Annotated in this window: 18 protein-coding genes; 7 read left to right on the forward strand and 11 right to left on the reverse strand. The window is 68.5% G+C overall.

Features of this window, described 5'->3' with window-relative positions; all coding sequences use genetic code 11:
- Positions 1 to 81: 81 nt before the first annotated feature.
- Positions 82 to 1,653, reverse strand: coding sequence for an FAD-binding oxidoreductase (locus J2X37_RS01490; protein WP_310016968.1), 1,572 nt, complete (start codon positions 1,651 to 1,653; stop codon positions 82 to 84).
- Positions 1,654 to 1,840: 187 nt separating this feature from the next.
- Here J2X37_RS01490 and J2X37_RS01495 point away from each other — a divergent pair, with 187 nt between their 5' ends.
- Complete coding sequence (locus J2X37_RS01495; protein WP_310016970.1) at positions 1,841 to 2,704, forward strand: DUF1838 family protein; 864 nt, start codon at positions 1,841 to 1,843, stop codon at positions 2,702 to 2,704.
- Positions 2,692 to 3,672, forward strand: coding sequence for a hypothetical protein (locus tag J2X37_RS01500; RefSeq protein ID WP_310016972.1), 981 nt, complete (start codon positions 2,692 to 2,694; stop codon positions 3,670 to 3,672). The genes J2X37_RS01495 and J2X37_RS01500 overlap by 13 nt, the downstream gene beginning before the upstream one ends.
- Positions 3,673 to 3,688: 16 nt before the next feature.
- On the opposite strand, the gene J2X37_RS01505 is transcribed toward J2X37_RS01500, so the two are convergent.
- From J2X37_RS01505 to J2X37_RS01520, 4 genes are all read right to left on the reverse strand, one after another.
- Complete coding sequence (locus tag J2X37_RS01505) at positions 3,689 to 4,321, reverse strand: isochorismatase family protein (protein ID WP_310016974.1); 633 nt, start codon at positions 4,319 to 4,321, stop codon at positions 3,689 to 3,691.
- The gene (gene leuD / locus J2X37_RS01510; protein ID WP_310016976.1) at positions 4,318 to 4,947 is read right to left on the reverse strand and encodes a 3-isopropylmalate dehydratase small subunit; all 630 of its coding nucleotides are present in this window, start codon (positions 4,945 to 4,947) and stop codon (positions 4,318 to 4,320) included. Before leuD ends, J2X37_RS01505 begins: the two co-directional genes overlap by 4 nt.
- A complete protein-coding gene (gene leuC, locus J2X37_RS01515) occupies positions 4,944 to 6,395 on the reverse strand; it encodes a 3-isopropylmalate dehydratase large subunit (RefSeq protein WP_310016978.1) in 1,452 nt (483 codons plus the stop codon). The genes leuD and leuC overlap by 4 nt, the downstream gene beginning before the upstream one ends.
- Positions 6,396 to 6,494: 99 nt before the next feature.
- Positions 6,495 to 7,556 carry an alpha/beta fold hydrolase gene (locus J2X37_RS01520; RefSeq protein ID WP_310016980.1) on the reverse strand — a complete coding sequence of 354 codons (1,062 nt, stop codon included), beginning with the start codon at positions 7,554 to 7,556 and terminating at the stop codon, positions 6,495 to 6,497.
- 206 nt (positions 7,557 to 7,762) lie between these two features.
- On the opposite strand from J2X37_RS01520, the gene J2X37_RS01525 reads away from it, so the two are divergent.
- The 4 genes from J2X37_RS01525 to J2X37_RS01540 are packed head-to-tail and all read left to right on the forward strand — an operon-like array spanning position 7,763 to position 12,847.
- A complete protein-coding gene (locus J2X37_RS01525; protein WP_310016982.1) occupies positions 7,763 to 9,238 on the forward strand; it encodes an NAD(P)/FAD-dependent oxidoreductase in 1,476 nt (491 codons plus the stop codon).
- Between the two features lie 50 nt (positions 9,239 to 9,288).
- Positions 9,289 to 10,203 (forward strand): polysaccharide deacetylase, encoded by a 915-nt coding sequence (locus J2X37_RS01530; protein ID WP_310016984.1) that lies wholly within the window; start codon positions 9,289 to 9,291, stop codon positions 10,201 to 10,203.
- Complete coding sequence (locus tag J2X37_RS01535) at positions 10,200 to 11,345, forward strand: FAD-dependent monooxygenase (RefSeq protein WP_310016986.1); 1,146 nt, start codon at positions 10,200 to 10,202, stop codon at positions 11,343 to 11,345. Before J2X37_RS01530 ends, J2X37_RS01535 begins: the two co-directional genes overlap by 4 nt.
- On the forward strand, positions 11,342 to 12,847 hold the full coding sequence (locus J2X37_RS01540) for an aldehyde dehydrogenase family protein (RefSeq protein ID WP_310016988.1): 1,506 nt from the start codon (positions 11,342 to 11,344) through the stop codon (positions 12,845 to 12,847). The genes J2X37_RS01535 and J2X37_RS01540 overlap by 4 nt, the downstream gene beginning before the upstream one ends.
- Positions 12,848 to 12,875: 28 nt before the next feature.
- Here J2X37_RS01540 and J2X37_RS01545 read toward each other — a convergent pair whose 3' ends face one another.
- From J2X37_RS01545 to J2X37_RS01565, 5 genes are all read right to left on the reverse strand, one after another.
- Positions 12,876 to 13,670 carry an IclR family transcriptional regulator C-terminal domain-containing protein gene (locus tag J2X37_RS01545; protein ID WP_310016990.1) on the reverse strand — a complete coding sequence of 265 codons (795 nt, stop codon included), beginning with the start codon at positions 13,668 to 13,670 and terminating at the stop codon, positions 12,876 to 12,878.
- Positions 13,671 to 13,773: 103 nt separating this feature from the next.
- The gene (locus J2X37_RS01550) at positions 13,774 to 14,943 is read right to left on the reverse strand and encodes a zinc-binding dehydrogenase (RefSeq protein ID WP_310016992.1); all 1,170 of its coding nucleotides are present in this window, start codon (positions 14,941 to 14,943) and stop codon (positions 13,774 to 13,776) included.
- Between the two features lie 2 nt (positions 14,944 to 14,945).
- Positions 14,946 to 15,818 carry an isocitrate lyase/PEP mutase family protein gene (locus J2X37_RS01555; RefSeq protein WP_310016994.1) on the reverse strand — a complete coding sequence of 291 codons (873 nt, stop codon included), beginning with the start codon at positions 15,816 to 15,818 and terminating at the stop codon, positions 14,946 to 14,948.
- Positions 15,819 to 15,902: 84 nt separating this feature from the next.
- Positions 15,903 to 17,780 carry a hydantoinase B/oxoprolinase family protein gene (locus J2X37_RS01560; RefSeq protein WP_310016996.1) on the reverse strand — a complete coding sequence of 626 codons (1,878 nt, stop codon included), beginning with the start codon at positions 17,778 to 17,780 and terminating at the stop codon, positions 15,903 to 15,905.
- A 15-nt stretch (positions 17,781 to 17,795) separates the two neighbouring features.
- Positions 17,796 to 19,844 (reverse strand): hydantoinase/oxoprolinase family protein, encoded by a 2,049-nt coding sequence (locus tag J2X37_RS01565; protein ID WP_310016998.1) that lies wholly within the window; start codon positions 19,842 to 19,844, stop codon positions 17,796 to 17,798.
- 197 nt (positions 19,845 to 20,041) lie between these two features.
- On the opposite strand from J2X37_RS01565, the gene J2X37_RS01570 reads away from it, so the two are divergent.
- Complete coding sequence (locus J2X37_RS01570) at positions 20,042 to 21,547, forward strand: aldehyde dehydrogenase family protein (protein WP_310017000.1); 1,506 nt, start codon at positions 20,042 to 20,044, stop codon at positions 21,545 to 21,547.
- An 83-nt stretch (positions 21,548 to 21,630) separates the two neighbouring features.
- Here the strand turns inward: J2X37_RS01570 and J2X37_RS01575 are convergent, their stop codons facing one another.
- Positions 21,631 to 22,908, reverse strand: coding sequence for a serine hydrolase domain-containing protein (locus J2X37_RS01575; RefSeq protein WP_310017002.1), 1,278 nt, complete (start codon positions 22,906 to 22,908; stop codon positions 21,631 to 21,633).
- Positions 22,909 to 22,992 lie beyond the last annotated feature (84 nt).

The following is a 22,992-nucleotide window of genomic DNA, read 5'->3' on the forward strand; positions in this document are numbered from 1 at the left end:
GGCCTTCGGGTGACACGCAAAGGCCGGCGGCCCGATGGGGCGCGCCGGCCTTTTCCTGTTCGGGAGAGATATGCGTGCGGTTCAGAGACCGAGCACGCCGGGGTTCATCAGGCCGTCCGGATCGAGCTCCGCCTTGATCGAGCGCAACAAGGCCTGCGCGCCCGGCGACAGCCGTTCACGATAGGGATAGGCCCGCCCGATCTGGAAATGCGCCGCGCCAAAGGCCTGCATTTCGGCGATGATCTCGTTCTTCAGAACGTCGACGAACGCGCGCGCATCGGGCGCGGCGGGATAGGTGGCGATGGCGGCCAGGTGCGATTGCGGCAGCACCGTATCGTGGTAGGCGGTGCGCGCGTCGGGCCAGTAGAGCGCGATTTCGTAGAGGAAACCCGAAGGACCGACCGGCGAGAACATGGTGCCGATCCATACGCCGTGGCGATCCATATCGTCCTTGCGGCGGGCGAGGAGAGCGCGGAACGCCCCGTCGAAAGCCACCGCCTTGTCGTGCGCCAGCACGCCGTGCAGCGGCACCCAGCGCTCTCCGCCGGGGCCGAGGATGTTGAACAGCGGCGCAAAGGGAACCGAGCGCACGAACGAGGGCACGGTATTGGCGATCTCCCGCCCGATCCCGCCCAGCAGTTGCCGGAGGTGACGCGCCCGATGGGCGGCATCCTGCGCGTCGAACCCCTCGACGATGAAGTGCCCCATGAAGGCACCGGCGCGCATCGGGTTCTCACCCGCCACGGCCATGCGCAGCAGTGTTTTGATCGCCTTCGCCTTGCTGGGCGACCGGCGCCAGACCTGGCCCGCGATCTGCAACCGGGCGTTCAGCCCTTCCTGCCGCGCGATCTGGCCCTGTGACAGGGCGAGGTCGATGCCGAAATGACTGTCGTCGAGCCGGGCCAGCTGCGCCAGCCGCATGCCCTTGTGATAGGCGGCGAAGTCGTCGAAGGCGAAGGACAGCGCCTCGAACGCGCTCAGCGCGGGCAGCAGCGGCAGGCGCACCCGCACCTTGATGCCGAGCGCGCCGCAATCGCCGGTGAACAGGCCGGTGAGGTCGGGGCCGTAGAAGCGCACGGTGTCCGCCGCGTTGGTGACGAGCACTTCGCCGCTGGCGGTGACCACGTCGAAGCCCAGCGCCGACTGGGCCGAGATGCCGTGCGCGGTGCTGCCGTGGCTCAGCGTGTTCTGGCTCATCGATCCGCCGACCGTTGCGGCAAGGCCCGAGAACGGACCCCAGAACGGCGTGCGCATGCCCTGTGCGTCGAGCGCCGCCTTGAGCGCGGCCCAGGTGGTGCCCGCCCCCACGGTGACGATCGCGTTCTCGAGATCGATGGCGATGTCGGCGAGCGCGCCGGTGTCGACGATGACGTGCCCGCCCCGGGGCACGAGGTAGCCGTCGGTGTAGGACGCGCCGCCGCCGCGCGGCACCATCGCCAGCTTTTCGGCAGCGCATATCCGCACCGCTTCCTGCATGTCGGCGACGGTTTCGGGGCGCAGCGCGGCGAGCGGCAGGCCGCCGGTGCCGTAGACGTCGCTGGCCAACGCGGCGAGCGCGGCCGGGTCGGTCTTGACGGCCCCATTGCCGAGCGCCGCCCGAAGCTTTCCGAGAAGCGCGTCCTGCGCCGGGCGGGCCTGCGTCTCGATCGTCATCTTGCGTAAATTCCTTGTTGCCGTGGATCGATCTTGGCACGATCCGACCGCCCGATGAAGCAAGAGGCGACCGGTGTGGCCGGTTCGGTGCAAGGGTTCGCCGCCTGTCGGATATGTCGGAGCCAGTTGCACCGGCTCAGCGCCGCACCGCCATCGTGCATGACCTGTTCCGGTGCGGAGGTGCCCCATGAATCTCGATCGTCGCAACGCCCTTGCCGGGCTCGCCCTTGGCGGAGCGCTGGCCGGCTGTTCGCCGTCGCTGGCGCGAAGCGCGGCCACGCCTGTCGCCGGCAAGGGCACGGCGGGGCTGTGGTCCGACGAGCGGGAGCGGCTGCGCACTTACATCAAGCTGCGCGGCGCGACCGACGGGCGGCTGGTGATGGGCTGGGTCTCGGCCCGGTACTACGCGATCATCGACGACCGCATGGACCCGATCTTCGAGGTCAGCGCCGCGACCTTCGCCCGTTATCGCGAAGTGGACGCAGGGTTCGAGGTGGCGAGCTTCGAGCTGGCCTGGTTTACCGACCCGGCCACCGGCAATCCGCTCGACGACTGGGTCAATCCCTATACCGGCGAAACGGTCACGGTGCCCAGCGGCGGCTTGCCGCCCAGCCGTCTGCTGATCAACCGCCATCTTTCCTTCGAGCTGCCCGAGCCGCGCCCCGGCCTGACCGTCGAGCACGAGGTCATGCCGATCGACGTGCGTGGCGACGATGTCTGGCTGACCGAGCGTTCGCGCACCGCCGCCGCGATCCCCGGCCAGAAGCCCTTCCGCTATTCGGAAACCAACACCCTGCGCGCCGATCTTGCCGCGCTGAGCGCGCCGGGCGCGACCTTTGCCCCGGCGGACGTCAGCTTCACCAACGTCACGTCCTGGCGCCCGTGGATGAAGATGGGTGACCGCCCCGGCCACCTGACAGCCGCCGGCTACGGCCGCCAGAACGCGACGTGGGATACGATGCCAGAGGCGTGGATGCGCGCGACCCGAGCTCGCCGGCCCGAGGTGATCCAGGACCCTGCCGCCATCCTTGCCCCGCTGTGGAACACGTGACGCCGGGCGACCTCGTTTCGCGCGACAACGGTTTCCACGAAGCGGTCGCGCTCGTCTCGGACGCGCAGGCCGCGGCGGCGCGTCTTTGCGGTGCGACCGGCTTCGCTTTGCGCCATGCCGGGAAGGTCGCTTTGGGCACGTTCCGCCTGCTGGGGCTGGAGGAGGCGGGGGGCGAGGAAGTCCTCGTCATGCACCCGCAGGCAGGGCGCGGCGGTATTCGCCTGGTCGCGCCCGGCGGCGCATGGCAACCGCTGGCCCGCGACGGCGCGCAGGCCTGGGACAGCGGCGGCATATTCGACGTGAACCTCCGCGCTCTCGGCGATATCGAGGATCTGCACGCGCGGTTCGGCCGGCACGGCTGGCACGCGATCGCACCGGTGACGGCGTGGGATTTCGGGTCTCTTGCCGTCAAGGAAGTGATCGAGCGCGATAGCGAGGGGCTCGAGATCGCGCTGATGCAGCGCATCCGACCGCCGCTGACCGGCTACGAAGGGCTGGAGGGACCCGCCTCGTGGGTTTTCAATTCCACCCAGATCGTCCCCGATTTCGCAGCCGCGCGCAGGCTCTACGTCGATGCGCTGGGCTGGCTGCCGGTGCAGGAAACCGACGGGTTCGCAGCCGGAGATGCCAGCGGCGAGAACTGCATGGGCCTTCCGCCCGGTCTTGCCCCCGGCGTGCCGATGCGAATCGGCATCTACCAGGCGCAGGGGGCGATGGCGGGGTCGGTCGAGATCATCGCCTTCGGCGCGGGCGGGCGCGACTTTTCGGCGCAGACCGTCCCGCCGCGGCGCGGGTGGACCGCGCTGCGCTTCGCGGTTGCCGATGCCGACGACTTCGCCCGGCGCACCGCCGACGGCGGGTGCGAGGTGGTCGGGCCGGTCGAGCTTGACTGGGCGCCCTGGGGCGGCGGCCGGGCGGTCGCGGCGATCACGCCGTGGGGCGCACGGCTGGAGGCAATCGCCGCCTGACAGGCCCGGCGTCAGCCTAGCGGGCGAGGTTCTGCAAGTAGGCGATCGTCTCGGTCTCGCTCACCACGTCGGCATACTTCGCGTTCATATCGAAGAGATTGGCCTGGTGCGGACCGTCGTGCCGATCGCCGCAGGCTTCCTCGACCACAGCGACGCGGAAGCCGTGGCTCATCGCGTCGATGCAGCTCGCTCGCACGCAGCCCGATGTCGTCAGCCCGGTCAGGATCACCGAATCGCGGCCCATCGCGGTCAGCGTCGAGGCGAGCGAGGTGCCGAAGAAGGCGCTGGGATATTGCTTCGAGACGACGAACTCGTCGTCGAAGGGAACCAGCCCCGGACCCCATTCGCCCATCGGGTTGCCGCGCGTGAAATGCCTGAGCGGCAGCGCCTTTTCATAGAAGCGTCCGCCGTCCGCCCCGCCGTCGTGATAGACCACGTTGGTGAGAAACACCGGCACACCCGCCTCGCGCGCCGCTGCACGCACCCGCAGGGCAGAGGCGATGGCGTCGTCGACATCGGCGTAAAGGTCGCAATCCGGCTCGAAATAGGCGCGGCAGAAATCGATCAGGATCAGGGCCGGGCGCTCTGCAAAACCGACCCGGTTGTCATAGGCGCGCTTGTAGTTGGCAAGCAGTTCGTCGTCGGTCATGCGGGCACTCCCACCGGATAGAGCCAGGGCTGTAGGCGAGCCTGAGCGGCTTCGAAAGCGGCGATGTCGTCGGCGAAGCGGGCCACGACCTGGTCGGTTTCGTCCCAGCCGTGCAGCATCGCCTCCTTGCGCTCGGCATCAATGGCGAACGCGATCGGGTCGGCACCCGCCACCGTCAGGGTCTGTGTGGGCAGGTCGGCGACAAAGGTGGCCTCCGCTTCGGCCAAGGCCATCAACCGTTGCCGTTGCGGTCCCTCGACACGGATCGGGAGGATGCCGTTGCGCAGGCAGTTGTTGTGGAAGATTTCGCCGAAACTGCCCGCGATGACGACCCGCACGCCAAGGTCGAGCAAGGCCCAGACCGCCTGTTCGCGGCTGGACCCCGAGCCGAAGTTGTCGCCCGCGACGATGAAGCGCGGCGCGGCGAACGGCGCGCGATTGAGGACGTAGCCGGCCACCTCGCTGCCGTCGCGGTGGCGGCGGCGGTCCGCAAAGGCATGTTCGCCAAGCCCCTCGCGCGTGGTGAGGAGCAGGAAACGTGCCGGGAAGATGATGTCGGTGTCGATGTTGTCTTCGGGCATCGGCGAGGCGATCCCGGAGACCCGGACGAACGGTTCCGGCTTCATGGCAGCAGTCCCCTTGCATCGACGATCCGGCCGGTCACGGCGGCGGCGGCGACCATCGCCGGGCTCATCAGGTGGGTGCGCCCGCCCGGGCCCTGTCGCCCCTCGAAGTTGCGGTTGGATGTGGAGGCGCAGCGATCGCCCGGCTCGAGCCTGTCGTCGTTCATAGCGACGCACATCGAGCAGCCCGGCAGGCGCCATTCGAACCCGGCGCTGAGGAAGATCTCGTCCAGCCCCTCCGCCTCGGCGGCGAGCCGGGTCGCGGCCGAACCCGGCACGACGATGGCTCTGACCCCGGGATCGACATGGCGTCCGGCCAGCACGGCGGCGGCCTCGCGCAAGTCCTCGATCCGGCCATTGGTGCACGACCCGATGAAGGCATGGGTGATCGGCGTGCCCGCGATCGGAGCGCCCGCTGCAAGGCCCATGTAGGCCAGCGCCCGCGCCGCTTCGCGCGCCGCAGCCGGCGAAGCGCGGTCGACATCGCCGAGACAGGCGGGATCGGGCAGGGAGCCGCCGACGGGCAGGGTCTGGCCGGGGCTGGTGCCCCAGCTGACGTGTGGAACGAGAGCCGAGAGGTCCAGCGTCACTTCGCGGTCGAACACCGCATCGGCATCGCTGGCCAGCGTGCGCCAATAGGCGACAGCCCGGTCGAGCTCGGCTTCCGCAGGAGCCATGCGGCGGCCCCTGACAAACGCGAACGTCGTCTCGTCCGGCGCGACCAGGCCGACCCGGCTGCCCGCCTCGATCGCCATGTTGCACAGCGTCATGCGCGCAGCCATCGACATCGCCGTCACCGCCGGCCCGGCAAATTCGACGGCATGCCCCGTCGCGCCGTCGCTGCCGACCCTCGCCACGAAGGCAAGTGCGACGTCCTTGGCCGAAACGCCGGGCGGCAGCGCGCCGGTCAGGGTGACGCGCATGGTGCGCGCCCTTTTCTGGCGCAGGCACTGCGTCGCCATCACCGTCGCCTGCTCGCTCGCGCCGATGCCGAAGGCGAGCGCGCCGAAGGCGCCGTGGGTGGTCGTGTGACTGTCGCCGCAGACAATGGTGGTGCCGGGCAGGGTCAGGCCGGTTTCCGGGCCGATGACGTGAACGATGCCCTGTTCCGGGCCGTCGAGCCCGGCATAGGGCATCGCGAACTGCGCGGCGTTCGCCTCCAGCTCCGCGATCTGGCCGCGGGCGAGCGGATCGTCGCACGGGCGGGGGCCGTCGGCGGGGTCGGCACCCGGCGCGGCGGCCCTAGTCGGCACCGCGTGATCGGCGACGGCGAGGTGCGTTTCGGGACGGCGCAGCACGCGCCCCGCCTCGCGCAGCGCGGCAAAGGCCTGCGGGCTGGAAACCTCGTGGACGAGGTGGCGGTCGATATAGAGCAGCGCCTCGCCGTCGGGCAGCGCGCGGACGACGTGGGCATCCCAGAGCTTGGCGTAGAGCGTGCGCGGCGTATTCATCCGGCGCCGCCTAATCGCCCGACAGGCTCGGCGGGAGCAGGGCGCGGCGCGATGTCCGCACAGCGGGCAGCCGCCGTTTCGTCCTGCCGCGAGGCGCGATCACCGGGCGGCCCCGCGGCCCCTTCCGGCAACTGCCTCATCCGGCACGCCTGCCTCGATCCAGGCGATCATCAGCCGTGCGAAGCGGTCCGGCACCTCCAGCGGCGGATAGTGGCCGACATCGGGCATGACCACCCGGTCGACGGGAGCGCTCGACAGGTAGCGTTCGATCGCGTCGGCCGCGGCCTTGGGCAGCAACGGGTCCGCGCCGCCCCAGACGAGCAGCGTCGGGGCCGTCACTTTCGCCATCTCGACGCTGGCCTGCACGCCGTCGCCGATCCGCGCGGTTCCCTCCAGCAGGTGCGCTTCGGGCGCGCGGCGATTGAAATCGTAGTATTCCGCGCGCTTTGCCGGGGGGATGCGGGCCGGGTCGCCCGCGAAGTAGGACAAGTACTGGTCCCAGAAGTCGCGGTCGGCAAAGCCCGTCGCCTTCTGCCGCGCCTGCGCATCGAGGAACGCTTGCGGCATGACGAGGTGATCGGTCTTGACCGGATCGGACGGCGTGTTCGACAGGACCAGCCGCTCCACCATGTCGGGCCGGCGCGCGGCCAGGTACATCGCCAGCGTCCCGCCGCTCGACACGCCGACCGCCGTGACCTTCGGGATGCCGAGCGCGGTCAGCAGGTCTTCGGCAATCGCGGCGGGTTCGATGCCGTCCGCCGCCGCGTCGGATATGCTGCCGGTCAGCCCGAAGGGCGCGACGTCGTAGCGGACGATGCGGTAGCGATCCTTCAGCCGGGCGACCATTGCGTCCCACGTGCGAAGCGTGCTTTGCGAGCCGTGCACCATCAACAGCACCGGCGCGCCGCGCGGTCCCTCGTCCTTGTAGTGCAGATCGATGCCGCGCACCGTCATGAAGCGGCTGTCGGCATCGGCGTAGCGGGCGCGCAGTTCGGCCAGCGTCAGGCGCGGATAGGGCGGCGCGGTCACGATGACCGGGCCTTCCGCCGCGGGTCCGCCGGCAAGGCGATCTGGTGCGTTGGCGGCGGAGACGAGCGGCGCGCAACCTGTAACAAGTGCGGCGCCAAGCAGGACAGTCAGGGGATGGCGGAGAATTGTCATGCCGGCGATCCTACCCCGATTGGCAGGTGGGTTTCGAGAGGCGGCGATGTTATCCGACTGGTGGTGAACTCGCATCCTCTTGATCGACTTCCGACCCGGCTCGGGCCGAGTTTCCGGCGCATGGCAGATCGCCGGCGTCCGCACGCGCGCCGCGGCCGGGCCGATCCGCCGCGACTTTCGCCGCCGAGCATGCAAGGAAACTGACGATGAGCATCGACCGCCGCCGCTTCGCGATGGGTGCCGCCTGGCTGGGGCTTGGCGCGCTGGCCTCGGGCTGCGCCGGGACGGGGCTGGCTCGCGCCGCGACCGCGCCAGCCGGAACCACGGCCCGGCGTCCGGGGCAGAGCGACGTCATCGTGCTGGGCGCGGGCGTGTCGGGTCTGCAGGCCGCCTGGATGCTCGAGCAACAGGGCCTGAACGTCACCGTCATCGAGGGACGCGACCGGGTCGGCGGCAGGGTGCTGACGCTGATGGACCAGCCCGGCTTTCCCGAGATGGGCTTCAACTCGATGGGCGACGGCTATGGCCGCGGTCTCGACGCGGCGGGACGTGCCGGGGTGGAAATGTGGGAAGTGGGGGCGCGCTGGCGTTCCGGCCCGCCGCCACTGCTCTACATCGGCGACAAGGCGATGACGCGCGAGGAGTGGGCCCGTTTTCCCGGCAACCCCTTTCCCGATGCGCTGAAGGCGACGATGCCGGGCGAGCTGGTCAGTCGGGTCTTCGCCGAACATTCGCAGCTCGATGACTGGGGCGCGTGGACCGATCCGGTCAAGGCCGCGCTCGACATCCCGGTCTACGATTTCCTCAAGGCGCAGGGCCTGTCCGACGCCGCGATCCAGCTGGCCAACGACCACTCGCCCTATTACGGTCGCACGGCCTGGGACGTGTCGGCGCTGATGATGCAGTTCAACGACGGTTTCGTGAAGTCGCAGATGGCGGCGGGAACCAATTCGTGGGCGGTCAAGGGCGGCAACGAACTGCTGCCGCGCGGCATGGCGAAGCTGCTCAAGGGCGATCTCCTGCTCGGCCGCGAGGTCGTGGCGATCACCACCACGGCCAACGACGCCACCGTCCACTGCCGTGACGGATCGCAGTTCACCGCCGGGCGCATCGTGTGCACGCTGCCGTTCTCGACCCTGCGCAATGTCGACATCGTGCCGGCGCTGACCGGGCGGCAGGCGCAGGCGGTGGCGCAGCTTGGCTACCAGGCCATCTCGATGATCTTCGTGACCGCCAGTTCGCCCTATTGGGAGCAGGACGGGCTGGCCCCCGGCATGTGGAGCGACGGGCCGCTGGGCACCGTCATGCCGCAGAAGTTCGGCGACGATCCCGACCAGATCACCGGCTTCATCGTCCAGGCGCGCGGCAACCTTGCCAATTACTGGGACCGGATGGGCCACGACGCGGCCAAGGCGATGGTCGTCGCCCGCATCGAACAACTGCGCCCCGCCGCAAAGGGCAAGCTCACCGCCCACTCCTATTTCAGCTGGGCCGAGCAGCGCTTCAACCAGGGCGACGTCTCGTACTTCGAGCCGGGCCAGGTGCGCGACTTCGTCAACGAGATGGCAAGGCCGGCCGGAAGGCTGCACTTTGCCGGCGAGCACACCGCGACGGGCGCGCGCGGGCTGGAGGGCGCACTGGAATCGGCAGAGCGCGTCAGTTTCGAAGTGCTCGAGGCCTGAGGGCGGCGCAGCCCGCGACGACCCTGTCAACGAACAGCGAAAGCCAGATCATGGAATACGATTACGTCCCGATGCCGCAGCGCCAGCCCCTGAAATGGCCCGATGGCGCGCGCGTGGCGCTGATCCTGACCTTCAACCTGGAAACCTGGGACCTCACCAAGGACACCGACAAGCCCTATTACGCGGGCGGACCGGCGATCCTGCCCGACGTTCTGCCCGGCAACACGCCCGACTTCCCCAACTTCACCTGGCGCGAATATGGCCAGCGGGTCGGTATCTGGCGCCTGTTCGACCTGTTCGACGAACTGGGCGTGAAGGCGAGCTGCACGACCAACGCCGTCACCTTCGAGCGGCGCAAGGCCATGACCGACGCGGTGCTGGAACGCGGTTGGGAACTGCTGACCCACAACTGGGAACAGGGCGAACTGCTCAGCAACTTCGCCCATGATCCCGAAGCGGAACGCGACATCGTCCTGCGCAGTCTCGCGCAGTTCGAGACGTTCACCGGGCGAAAGTCGAAGGGCTGGCTCTCCTCGTCGCTGCGCGGCACCCTGCAGACCGCCGACATCCTCGCCGAACAGGGCTGCATATTCTACTGCGACATCATGAACGACGACCAGCCCTACCTGTTGCGCACGCCGCACGGGCCGATCGTGTCGGTGCCCTATTCGAACGAGATCAACGACTTCACCTTCATCACCCGCAAGAACTACACCACTGACCAGTTCCGCGACGCGATGGTCGAGGAACTGGATGTCCTTTACGCCGAGGGGGCGACTTCGGGCCGGATCATGAACGTGGGGTTGCACCCGCACGTGTCGGGCCGGGCCCACCGGGTCCGTGCGCTGCGCGAATTCATCGAACACGCCAAGAGCCTGCCCGGCGTATGGTGGGCAACGCGCGAGGAAATCGCCGAGTGGTATCTCGCCAATCACGAAAGCCACATTCCGGGTCAGCTCGCATGAAGGCGAAAGTCGTTATCGCCGGGGGCGGCATCGCGGGAATGACCGCCGCCGCGGCGCTTGCCCGCGCCGGCTCGGATGTCACCCTGCTCGAGTCCGCGCCGCAGTTCGGCGAGATCGGCGCCGGTGTCACCCTGTCGCCCAACGCGATGCTCGGCCTCGACCACATCGGGGTGTGCGAGGCGGTGGCCGCCGCCGGGGTCGAGCCGACCCGCCAGCGCATCCAGCACTGGCAGGACGGGCGCACGCTCGTCGCGATGGACCGCACCGGCCAGCGCGAGACGTACGGCGCACCCTATGTCACGGTCCACCGCGCCGATCTCCACGCCATCCTGACCGGTGCCGCGCGCGATGCCGGCGTGGACCTGCGCTGTGCCTCTCCGGTCGTGTCCAGCCGCGGCGCGGCGGCGATCCTGGCGGACGGCAGCGTGGTCGAGGGTGACGTTCTCGTCGGCGCCGACGGGGTCAAGTCGGTCATCCGCGAACGGTTCGAGACGACCCCGCCGCACTTCACCGGCCATGTCGCCTGGCGCACGCTGGTTCCCGTAAGCGAGGATCTGCGCGACCTGTCGGACTTTCCCGGCATCATCATCGGCCCCGGCGCGATGATCACCCGCTACAACATCCGCGACTTTGCCTTCATGAACCTGGTCTTCTTCGCGCGGCAGGAAGGGTGGACCGACGACGGCTGGACCACGCCAGTGAATCCGGCGGAACTGCGCCAGGTCTACGCGGGATGGTGCCCCGATGCGCAGCGGCTGATCGAGGCTGCCTGCCGCGAACCGATGTTCAAGTGGGCGCTCAACGCGCGCCAGCCGCTCGACAGCTGGATCGTTGAGGACAAGGTCACGCTGATCGGCGACGCGGCCCACGCAATGACCCCTTTCCTGGGGCACGGGGCGGCCTGCGGCATTGAGGACGCGGTCGTGCTCGCCCGCGCGCTGGCCCAGAGCGAGAGCGTGAGCGAGGCGCTGCGCCGATACCAGGCCGCGCGCCATGAACGCGCGACTTTCATCCAGATGGAATCGAACGCCAACGCCGACCGGATGCAGGGACAGCAGACCGACTTCTTCGGGCTTGAGGACATGAAGGACGAGGAATCGCTCGGCCTCTTCACCTACGACTGCCGGACCGTGCCGGTATGACGGGCGCGGCCCCGTTCGGCGGTCACCCGGTCTCGGCAGAGACGCTTGCTTTCCTCGCCCGCGAACATCCCCTGCTGATCGGCGGCAGGGAGGTTGCGGGCAGCGGAACGATGGCGACTTTCGACCCGGCGACGGGCCTCGAGCTTTCCCGCTTCGCCATCGGCGGGGCCGACGAGGTCGATGCCGCGGTGGCCGCGGCGCGGCGCGCGTTCGCCGGGCCGTGGCGTTCTCTGACGATGCAGGCCCGCGCGAACATGCTCTATCGCCTGGCGCGGATCATGGCGGACAACGCAACGCTGCTGACCGAACTCGACGTTCTCGACAACGGGATGCCGCGATTCATCGCCGGGCTGACCACCGCCAACTGCATCGAGATGATCGAGTACTACGCGGGAGCGGTGCTGCGGATCGAGGGCACCACCACCGCCCCGCCGCACCACGTGGCGCAAGAGACCGAGGCGCTGACCTATACCCTGCGCGAGCCGGTTGGGCCGGTCGGCCAGATCGTGCCATGGAATGTGCCGCTGTCGACCGCGATCCTCAAGCTCGCGCCGGCGCTGGCGGCGGGTTGCACGGTGGTGATGAAGCCGTCCGAGGAAACCCCGCTGTCGGTGCTGGCGCTCGGCCGCATGATCGGCGAGGCCGGCTTTCCCGACGGCGTGTTCAACATCGTCAACGGCCTGGGGGCAGAGGCCGGGCAGGCGCTGGCCGAACATCCCGGCATCGCCAAGATCTCGTTCACCGGATCGACCGCGACGGGCCGCCGCATCGTGCAGGCGGCGCTCGGCAACCTCAAGAAGGTCGGCCTCGAACTGGGCGGCAAGAGCCCGGTGGTGGTAATGCCCGATGCCGATCTCTCGCTCGCCGTGCCGGGCGTGGCGATGGCGACGTTCTTCCTGCAGGGCCAGAACTGCATGGCGGGGACCCGCATCTTCGCCCATGCCGCGATCCATGACCGGCTGGTCGAAGGACTGGCCGCTTTTGCCGAAGGCATGACGATGGGGCACGGGCTCGATCCCGCGACGATGCAGGGGCCGCTGATCTCCGCCGGACATGCGGCAAAGGTCATGGGCCATATCGAACGCGCGGTGGCGGACGGGGCAACGCTGGTCACGGGCGGGCGGCGGGCCGAGGGCGCGGGCCATTTCGTCCAGCCGACGATCTTCACCGGTTGCCGCGCCGACATGGCGCTGATGCGCGAGGAGGTCTTCGGCCCGGTCATGGCCATCCAGGCCTTCGAAACCGACGATCTCGACGAGATCGCCGCGCTCGCCAACGATACGCCCTATGGCTTGTCGGGCAGCGTCTGGACGCGCGACCTGTCGGTCGCGCACCGGCTGGTGGCGCGGATTCGGGCGGGGCACGTGTCGGTCAACTGCCACGGCGCGGTCGGCACCAACATCCCCTTCGGCGGCTTCGGGCAGTCGGGCTGGGGCCGCGAATTCGGCCAGGAAGGGCTCGACGGCTATCTCGAGACGAAGGCGGTGACCGTTCGCCTTTGACGGACCGCCGCGCGGATCGACCTCCGCGTCAGGCGCTTCCTGCCGGCGCGCCGTTCGAGAGATCGTGGCTGATTGCCGCGGCGGTCGCCTTGATCTCGGGCAGGTAGCGTTCGACCGCTTCGGAGATCTTCATCGCGGCCACGAAGAAGATCATCGTCAACGCCGCCTCGAACCGGCCATTGCGGAACACCGGCACCGCAATCGACGACGTGCGTCCCGGCGTCAGGTTGTGGTGGTTGCGCCCCTGGACCGCGTAACCTTCGGCGCGGATCCTCTCGACATCGAGGCTGATTTCCGCAGTGGAGAGGTAGGCGTTGTCGATATCCTGCGAGATCCACATGAACTGCAGGATCTGCTCGCGCTCCTCGTCATCGGCAAAGGCGATGGAGACGCGCCCCGACGCGCTGTCGAGGATGGGCAGGGTGAAGCCGGGGTAGTAGTTCTCGAACGTCAGCGAAGAGTTCGAATGGGTCGAATCGCGCAGCATCATCTCGCGTCCGACGCGGATCGCGATCGACATCGGCCAACCTGCGCGGCGGGTGAAATCGACGATGTGGCGCCGCGCGATGCAGACCAGTTCGTCGTCGTGCTGGAACCCGGTCGCCAGCGTCTGCACCAGCGGCGTCGCGCGGTAGCGCTTGCGTGCGGGTTCCTGTTCGATCAGCCCTTCGTAGGCGAGCGTCTGCACGATGCGGCAGGCGGTGGGGTAGGGCACTTTCGCGGCGCGCGCGATTTCCATCATCGACAGCGAGCCGTGGCGGTTGATCGCCTTCAGCGCGGCGATCGACCGGGTGATGGACCGAATCGGAACCCCTTTTTCCACGGCGCAATACTCCCTCTTTTCGCGTGTCGGACACGAAGAGGGGGTATTTGTAACCCTGCCGTCGCGGCTTTCGCCAGAAATATCCGCTTGGCGGATAAAAATGTCACCAAGCGGGAACAATCACCTGCCTGATCGCCGAGCCGTCGGCCAGCCGATCCATCATCGCGTTGATGTCCTCCAGCTGCCCGGTGCCGGTCAGCAGCTTCTCGACCGGCAAACGGCCTGCGCGCCAGAGCGCAATGTAGCGGGGGATGTCGCGCTGCGGGATCGACGATCCCATGTAGCTGCCCATCAGCGTCTTTCCATCGGCGACCAGCGAGAGGGCGTTGATCTCCAGCATTTCGGCCGGATTTGGCAGGCCCACCGTCACGATACGCCCACCGCGCCGCGCCGCGGCATAGGCCTGAGCCAGCACGGCCGCCTTGCCCACCGTCTCGATCACCACGTCGGGCCGGACGTCGCCGAGGTCGGCCCCCGGTTCGAAGGCGGCGGCGGCGCCCAGCTCCAGCGCCAGCGCCCGCTTCTGCGGCGAAGGGTCGATCGCCACGACAGGCTGCGCGCCCGAAGCGATCGCGCCCATCAGAGCCGCCAGCCCGACCCCGCCAAGGCCGAAGACCATCACCGATTCGCCCGGCCGGACTGCCGCGGTGTTCATGACCGCGCCGACGCCGGTCAGCACCGCGCAGCCGAACAGCGCCGCGGTTTCGGGAGGAATGTCGCGGTCGATCCGCACCAGCGAGCGGCGATCGACGACGGCGTAGGTCGCAAAGGCGGAAATGCCGAGGTGGTGGTGGCGCATCGCACCGCTGTCGTCGGACAGGCGTGAGCCGCCCGCCATCAACTCGCCCCGGCCGTTTGCCGCGGCTCCGGAGGAGCAAAGATATCCCTGGCCCGAGCGGCAATCGACGCATTCGCCGCAGGCGGGCAGGAAGACCAGGACAGCCCGGTCGCCCGGAGCGAGATCGTCCGCCCCGCTTGCGCGCTCCCCGCGCGTGCCATCCGAGCCGAGTGCGATGACGGTGGCGGCAGCTTCGTGTCCCAGCACCATCGGCATCGGCCGTGCGCGATCGCCGTTGATGACCGACAGGTCCGAATGACAGATGCCGGCCGCGTCGATGCGGACCAGCACCTCGCCGGGGCGCGGATCGGCGAGGGTGAGCGTCTCGACCGTCAGCGGAGCGCTGTCCCGGTAGGGAAGGGCGTGGCCGCCGCAGCGAGACAGCGTGGCCGCAGCGATGCGCAAGGCCCCTGCGTCACCGTTTCCGTTGGCCATCGTCAGGCGACCGTGGCGGGGGCCTTGCCCCACTTGCGCTCGAAGTCCCACACTTCCTCGAACCCGATCAGCGAGCAGAACTCGTTGAAGTCGAACAGGCCGTCGGGTTGGCCGATGCCTTTTTCCTTCAGGTCGACCAGCGCCTTTTCCATCGCCGCGCTGGCAGCCAGCGAGGTCAGCGAAGGGTAGATCGCATAGGCATAGCCGATCTCGGCCAGGACCGATGCGACGGGCACGGGGCTGGAACCGCCGTTCGACATGTTGGCCATCAGCGGCTTGTCGAACGCGGCGCAGGCGCGGGCCATTTCCTCCTCGCTGGTCAAGGCTTCGGGGAACAGGACGTGCGCGCCCGCCTTGTCATAGGCCTCGAGCCGGCGCAGCACTCCGTCCATCCCCTCGCTCTGCCGCGCGTCGGTGCGCGCGATGACGAGGAAATCCTCGCTCACGCGCGCAGCGACGGCGACCTTGATCTTCTCGACCATGTCCTCGACCGGGATGGTGCGGCGAAACGGGGTATGGCCGCACTTCTTGGGGAATTCCTGGTCTTCGAGCTGGATCGCGGTGACGCCCGCGGCCTCGTAGCCCTTCACCGTGTGATGCACGTTGAGCAGGCCGCCGAAGCCCGTGTCGCCATCCGCGATGACCGCACCGTGGCTGGTGCGGACCAGCGTCTCCATGCGGTTCACCATCTGGGTGTAGCTGGCGATGCCGGCATCGGGCAGGCCCCAGGCCGACGCGGTCAGCCAGTAGCCAGTGCCGTAAACGAGATCGAAGCCGACCTTGTTGGCGACGACGGCGGCGATCATGTCCTGGATGCCGGGGACGACGAAGAATTTGCCGCTCTGCAGTTTCTGGCGGAAGATCGGATCGGCCACGGGGCTCTCCTGAAAGTCTGAAGTTCTGGCCGGAGCGGACAGTAACGATGGTCCGCTCCGGCAATCGGCTGGGCGATGATCGCCTTATTCGGCGGCCTCGGCCAGCGGCAAGGTCCACTGCGGTGCCTTTGGCGCGGGCAGGCCGGTTTCGGCAAGGCAGTTGGCGCGCAGCGTCTCGATGTCGGGACCGAAATTGAAGGTCTCGATCGTGCCGCGTTCCTGCCGCATCCGGGCGCGCAGGGCGTCGGTGGCGGCGACGTCGACCGCGCCGCCCTCGATCACCACGCCATAGCGGCGCGCGCCTTCGACCGTGACCAGCCCTTGGACGATCTCCCTGGCGACGATGGCGGGATCGCGATCGAGCGGATCGCCCCAGCCGCCACCGCCCCAGGTGATGAAGTGGAGCCTGTCGCCCGCCTCCACGGGGTAGTCCTCCAGCTTGTTGCCGACGACGATCTCGCGCCCGTCGGCCTTGACCAGCACCTTGCGCGCCCGCGCGCCCGGCTCGCCGCCGTTGACGCCCCACGGCGGCACGAACCAGCGGTCGTCGTGAATCGCGATGACGCCGGGTTCGAGGAAGCGGTAGACCATCTCGATGCCGTTGCCGCCGCGGTGCAGGCCCGCTCCGCCGCTGTCGGGTACGGTCTGGTAGCGCTCGATCTCAAGCGGGAAGTAGCGCTCGAGAAACTCGTTCGGCACGTTGGTGAAGCCGGGAAACAGCGAATGCCCGTCGGGCCCGTCGCCGAGCGGGCGGCCAGGGATGCCGCCGAAGCCGATCTGGAACAGCTGGAACCATTTCCCGTCGCGGTCGTGCCCCGCATAAAACAGGTGCGGGCTGGACGAGAAGCCGGCGGCGTTGAGGAATTCGGGCGTCTTCTGGCCGAGCAGGCCGCCCAGGATATCGAACAGGCGGCCCAGCACGTGGGTGCGGCCCGACAGCGCGGCGGGGAACCTGGGCTTCAGCAAGGATCCTTCCGGGATCCGAACGTCGATCAGCGGGTAATAGCCGTCGTTGAACAGGATCTGCGGATCGAACACCATGATCATGTAGATGCCGAAGAACATGCGCATCATGTTCTCGTTCAGGAACATGTTGATCGACGCCTGCGACTGCGGGTCGGTGCCGTCGAAGTCAAGTACCACGCGCCCGTTCTCGCGCCACATCGTGCACTTGATGCGGTAGGGGCCGTAACCCATCCCGTCGTCGCAGACGTAGTCCTCGAAGCTCACCTTCTCTTCGCCGATCGAGGTCTCGATGAGATGCTGCATCGCGCGGTAGTTGCGGTCGAGCAGCAGTTCGGTGGCCGAAACGAAGACGTCGTCGCCGAACCGGCCCGCCATCTCGATCACCCGGTTCGCGGCGACCCGGCACGAGGCGATCAGCGCGTTGAGATCGGCCTTGCACCAGTCGGGCATGCGCGACTGGTGCATGACCAGCCTGACCAGGTCCTCGTTGTATTCACCCTTCTTCCAGATCTTGACCGGGGGGATGCGCACGCCTTCCTGGAAAATCTCGCGGGCGTGGATCGGCATCGATCCGGGGACCATGCCGCCGATGTCGGACTGGTGCCCGAACATCGAGGTATAGGCGATGAGCCGCCCGTCCTTGAACACCGGGAGCAGGACCAGCCAGTCGTTGCAGTGGCTGATCGCACCACCGACCGAATAGGGGTCGGACAGGAAGATCATGTCGCCTTCCTCGACCGTGCCGTCATATCCGTCGAGGAACGGGCCGATGTAGCTGCCGAACTGGCCGACGATCATCCGCCCCTTGTGGTCGGCGATCAGGGGGAAGGCATCGCCCTGTTCGCGGATGCCGGGCGACATCGCGGTGCGGACCAGCGTCGCATCCATCTCGATGCGGGCATTGCGCAGGGCATTCTCGATCACTTCGAGCGTGACCGGGTCGATCTCCACCTTGTTGAAAGGCGTGGCGTCGTCCTGGACGATACGTGCGGGCATGGGGTCTTCCTTCGCTCAGGCCGGGTTGATCAGGATGTTGCCGCAGGCGTCGACGGTGCCGACGCAGTCCGCCTCGATCAGCGTGGTCGAATCCATCTCGACGACGATGGCGGGGCCGGGGATGACGTCGTTCGCCTTCAGTCGCGCGCGGTCGTAGATGACGGCGGGAACCATCCGGCCGTCGGCCCACAGTTCGTGATCGCGGATCTTCGCTTCCGCCGGGTCGCCGTTGCCCACCGGCAGCTGCAGCGCGCCGAGTTCGAGGACCGGGCCGAGCGCAACGGCACGCAGGTTCACCAGTTCGTGTTCCGAATCCATGTTGAAGGTGAACAACCGCTCGTGCTCGGCATCGAAGCGGGCGCGCACACCCTCGAGCCCGTCGGCCCGCAGCGTCGCCGGATCGATCGACAGCGGCACTTCGAAGGCCTGGCCCTCGTACCGCACGTCTAGCTCGAACTGCACGGTGATGTCCGCTTCGGCGATGCCCTCGGCCCGCAATTCGCCGCGGGTCTGCTCGGCCATCTCGTCGAGCTGGTCGAGCACCGCCTGCTCCTCCGTGGCGGAGAAGGGCTGGGAGAACGAGCGCGCGGTCTCCGTCCGCATCCGCGTCGTCGCATCGCCCAGCGCGCAAAGGACGCCCGGCGAAACCGGCGACACGGCGGGCCACGAACCCATCAGCTTGGCCACGGCGTTGACGTGGAGCGGACCCGCACCGCCAAAGCCCATGACCGCGAAGTGGCGCGGATCGTACCCCTGCTGGACCGAGATCATGCGCAGCGCGCCGAACATGTTTTCGTTGACGATGTCGATGATGCCGCGCGCCGCCTCCATCAGCCCGATGCCGAGCTTGTCGGCGATCGTCTGAACCGCGGCCTTCGCGCCTTCGCGGTCGAGCTTGAAGGTGCCCCCAAGGAGGTTCTCGGGCAGGTAGCCAAGCACCACGTTGGCATCGGTCACGGTCGGCAGCGTGCCACCATTGCCATAGGCGACCGGGCCGGGAACGGCGCCCGCCGACTGCGGCCCGACGCGAAGCGCGCCGGTCAGTTCGGGAACGTAGGCGATCGATCCGCCGCCCGCGCCGACCGTCTTGACGTCGAGCGCGGAGGCGCGGACCGACAGGTGGCCGACTTCGGTCGTGCGCACACGGCGCGCCTCGAGGTTCTCGATCAGCGCCACGTCGGTCGACGTGCCGCCGACGTCGAGCGTCAGGATGTTGTGGATGCCGGCGTTCTTGCCGACCCAAAGCGCGCCGGTGACGCCGCCCGCAGGACCGCTCATCAACAGCGCGACCGGGTGTTCCTCCGATTTCTCGCTGCTCATCAACCCGCCGTCGGACCGCAGCAGCGAGAGCGAGCCGGCCATGCCGCTGCTGCGCAGACTGCTGCGCAGGTTGCGAACGTAGCTGCCGACGACCGGGCGCACAGCGGCGTTGGCGACGGTGGTCAAGGTCCGTTCGTATTCCTGCATTTCCGGCAGGACGACATGGCTGAGCGAGACCGGCACATCGGGCATGATCTCGGCGGCCAGTTCGCCGACCCGGCGTTCGTGCGCGCCGTTGAGGTAGCCGTTCATCAGGCTGACGGTCAGCGCCTCGACGCCGCTGTCCCTCAGCTGCGCCAGCACGTCGCGGATCTGCGCTTCGTCGATCGGGGCGGTCTCGACCCCGCGAGCGTTCATCCGGCCCCTGATCTCGAAAGTATCCTCCAGCGCGGCGAGCGGTTCGGGTTTGGGCCAGACGATCCAGCCGGCAAGCCCGCCGGGCACGAAGCTGCGCGCGATCTGCATGACCTGGCGATAGCCTTCGGTGGTGATCAGCCCGACGCGGGCGCCCTTTCCTTCGAGCACCGCGTTGGTCGCGACGGTGGTGCCGTGCAAAAAGAACTCGATGTCGCCGGGGGTGACGCCCGCTTCGCCGCAGATCGCCGCCAGGCCGTTCAGGATCCCCTGCGAACTGTCGTGCGGCGTCGACGGCGTCTTGTGCCGCCAGAATGCGCCGCTGGCCTGATCCAGCAGCAGAAGATCGGTGAACGTGCCGCCCACGTCCACTCCCAGTCGATACGTCATGTCCCGTTCCGTTTTCGCCGCGCCCAATCGATGCGCCTGAAGCCCGACCGGTAACATCGGCTCGCGACCTGAAGCAGTTTTGGACGGACTTGTCCGACACTCGGATTTTGCGTCCTGCCGGATTGCCTCGGCGCAGCCCTGCCCGGATGGATGGACGCAGGAACAACACCTTGCTCGCAGGCGGAGACATTCAGGACATGGCATTCGATCTCGCACGGCTTTGCGCGGACAACACCGCATTCCTCGACCGTCGCGGGCGGGGCGAGGGGCTGCTGATCGGCGGATCGTGGCATGCAGCCTCGGGCGGCGAGACCTTTGCGACGCTCGACCCGGCAACCGGCGTCGAGACCGCGCGCATCGCCGCCGCAGGGCCCGGCGACGTCGACGCCGCGGTGGCTGCCGCCCGGTCGGCCCTGCCGGGCTGGAAAGCGACGGTCCCGGTCGAGCGCGCCCGGATCCTGTGGGCCATCGCCGACCTGATCGAGGCCAATATCGACGCGCTCGCCGAACTGGAAACGCTCGACCAGGGCAAGCCGCTCTTCGTCGGACGGTGGGCCGAGATTCCCGGCGCGGTCAACCAGTTCCGCTTCTTTGCCGGACAGGCGATGGCGATCGAGGGCAACACCATCGACAGCTCGATCGCCTATCAGCCAGAAGGCAAGCAGGTGCGCAGCTGGACCCGGCGCGAACCGGTCGGCGTCGTCGCCGCCATCGTGCCGTGGAATTCGCCGCTGGTGCTCACCGCGATGAAGCTGGCGCCGGCCTTTGCGGCGGGTTGCACGATCGTCCTGAAGCCCGCCGAGGACACTTCGCTCACCGCGCTGCGACTGGGCGAACTGATGCACGAGGCGGGGCTCCCCCCCGGCGTCGTCAACATCGTGACCGGCACCGGCGCGGCGACCGGGGCGGCGCTGGCATCGCATCCGGGGGTGAACAAGATCGCCTTCACCGGCTCGACCGCCACGGGCCGCGCGGTGCTCGACGCCGCCAAGACCGATTTCAAGCGGGTGACGCTGGAACTGGGCGGCAAGTCGCCGACCATCGTGATGCCCGACGCCGATCTCGATCTGGCGGTTCCCGGCGTGGCCAACGCGATCTTCTTCAACGGCGGGCAGGTCTGCATCGCCGGGTCGCGGCTCTATGCCCATCGCGCGGTCCACGACCGCGTCGTCGAAGGCGTGGCCGCCTATGCCGCCGGGCTGCGGATGGGTCATGGCCTCGATGCGGAGACGCAGATGGGCCCCGTCGTGTCGGCCCGCCACGCCGAACGCGTCGAAGGTTTTCTGACCCGTGCCCGTGCCGACGGGGCCGAAGTGGTCTGCGGCGGCGAACGGTCGGGCGACGCTGGGACCTTCATCAGCCCCACTGTCCTGGCCGGCGTGCACGCCGACATGGAGATCGTGCGCGAGGAGGTTTTCGGGCCGGTGCTCGTCGTCCAGCCTTTCGACGATGTGGACGAGGTGGTCGCGGCGGCGAACGACAGCCAGTTCGGGCTTGCCGCCAGCGTGTGGACCGAAAGCCTGTCGCACGCGCACCGCATGTCGGACGCGATCCACGCGGGCACCGTCTGGATCAACTGCCACGCGATGTACGACGCGGCGCTGCCCATCGGGGGCATCAAGCAGTCCGGCTGGGGACGCGACAGCGGGCGGCAGGCGCTGGACAGCTATCTGGAATGGAAGACGGTGTGCGCAGTCTTGTGATCGGCTGCCTGAAACCTGCCGGGTGAAACCCGCCGGATGAAACTGGGCGGGAGCGAGCCTCCGGGCCCGCGCCCGCCGCCGGTTCAATCCTTGATGCCGCGAATCAGGGTATTCGCAAGATAGGCGTTGTCCCACTCGTTGCGTCCGTCACCGGCCTTGGGCGGCGTCCGGCCCATGCGCAGGACGATGAGGTCGTGGCGCGGGCTGATCGCGACGATCTGGTTCGAATTGCCGTCGAACAGGTAGAGATCGGGATCGAGGAACGGCTCGGAATGGAGCACTTGCGGCCCCAGCGTGCCCGGTGCGCCGAAACCGCGCCGTTCCTTCCACGGCTCGCCCAGCCAGACCCCCATGCCGAAATTGGGGTTGGCCGGGGTCCCGGCCCGCATCTGGTTCACGTATCCGCGCGGCAGCAGACGCTCTCCGCCCCAGGTCCCGTCCTGCTGCATCAGCACGGCAAGGCGCAGGAAGGTGTCCGCCGGCAGCATCTGGCAGCATCCGGAATGGGCGAGGCCACCGGGCCGGTTGAGCCAGATCCTGCCGCCCGGCGCCCCGATCGGGGCCAGCAGCTGGTCGGCGACGAAATCCTCGAACCGCTGTCCGGTCGCCCCCTCGATCACCATGGCGACGAGGTCCGCCGGTGCGTTGGCATAGGAGTAGGTCTGCCCCGGCACATGCGCCATCGGGTAGTCGCGCACGATCGCGGTCCCGTGATCGGTGCCGAGGTAGGCGGTGTTGTAGGGATGCGCGGGATCGGGCGAGAAGCCCTGGTCCAGCATGCCCGAACGCATGTCGAGCAGGTAGCGCACGGTGATCGCTTCCTTGTCGGTGCCGCGCGCCATCGGCACGAAATCGGCGATCGACTGGTCGACCGAACGGATATGGCCCAGCGCGATCGCCCGCCCGATGGCGAGCGCGATCAGCGGCTTGGACAGCGACTTGGACACCAGTTCGCTCTTCGCGTCATGCCCGTTGCCGTACCATTCCGCCTCCACCCGTCCGCCGCGCCAGACGATGAAGGCGTCGCTGTTCATTGCCTCGGCATATGCGCGGGCGTTGGCCAGCGCCTCTGCCGAGATCGTCCGCTGCCGCTTCGTCGCGCGAGGCAGCGGCGTCACCGTGCTCGCGCCGCGCAGCGCCACCATCGGTTCGTAGCGGAAGTTGTCGTAGCCGGTGAGAAAGCTCTTCAGCCGCTCAAGGTAGATGCGCTCCGCCTCTGCGGCGGGAAGCGGCGGCGAATGGAGCTTGGCGGTGGAGGCCTGCGCCGCCGGAGTGCCGCCGTCATCGGCCAGGCCCGCGGCAGGCGCCGCCAATGCGGCAAGAACGAGCGCTGCGGTCGCGGCGCGGCAAGGGGCCATCATCGTCATCTCCTGTCAGGGCGGGACACGCTGCCGAACCCGCCCGGCGACTGTGCAGCAGCAACGGTCGCGTTCGGGCCTGACGGT

Origin of the sequence: Croceicoccus sp. BE223 (assembly GCF_031457155.1) — a bacterium.
Taxonomy (GTDB): domain Bacteria; phylum Pseudomonadota; class Alphaproteobacteria; order Sphingomonadales; family Sphingomonadaceae; genus Croceicoccus.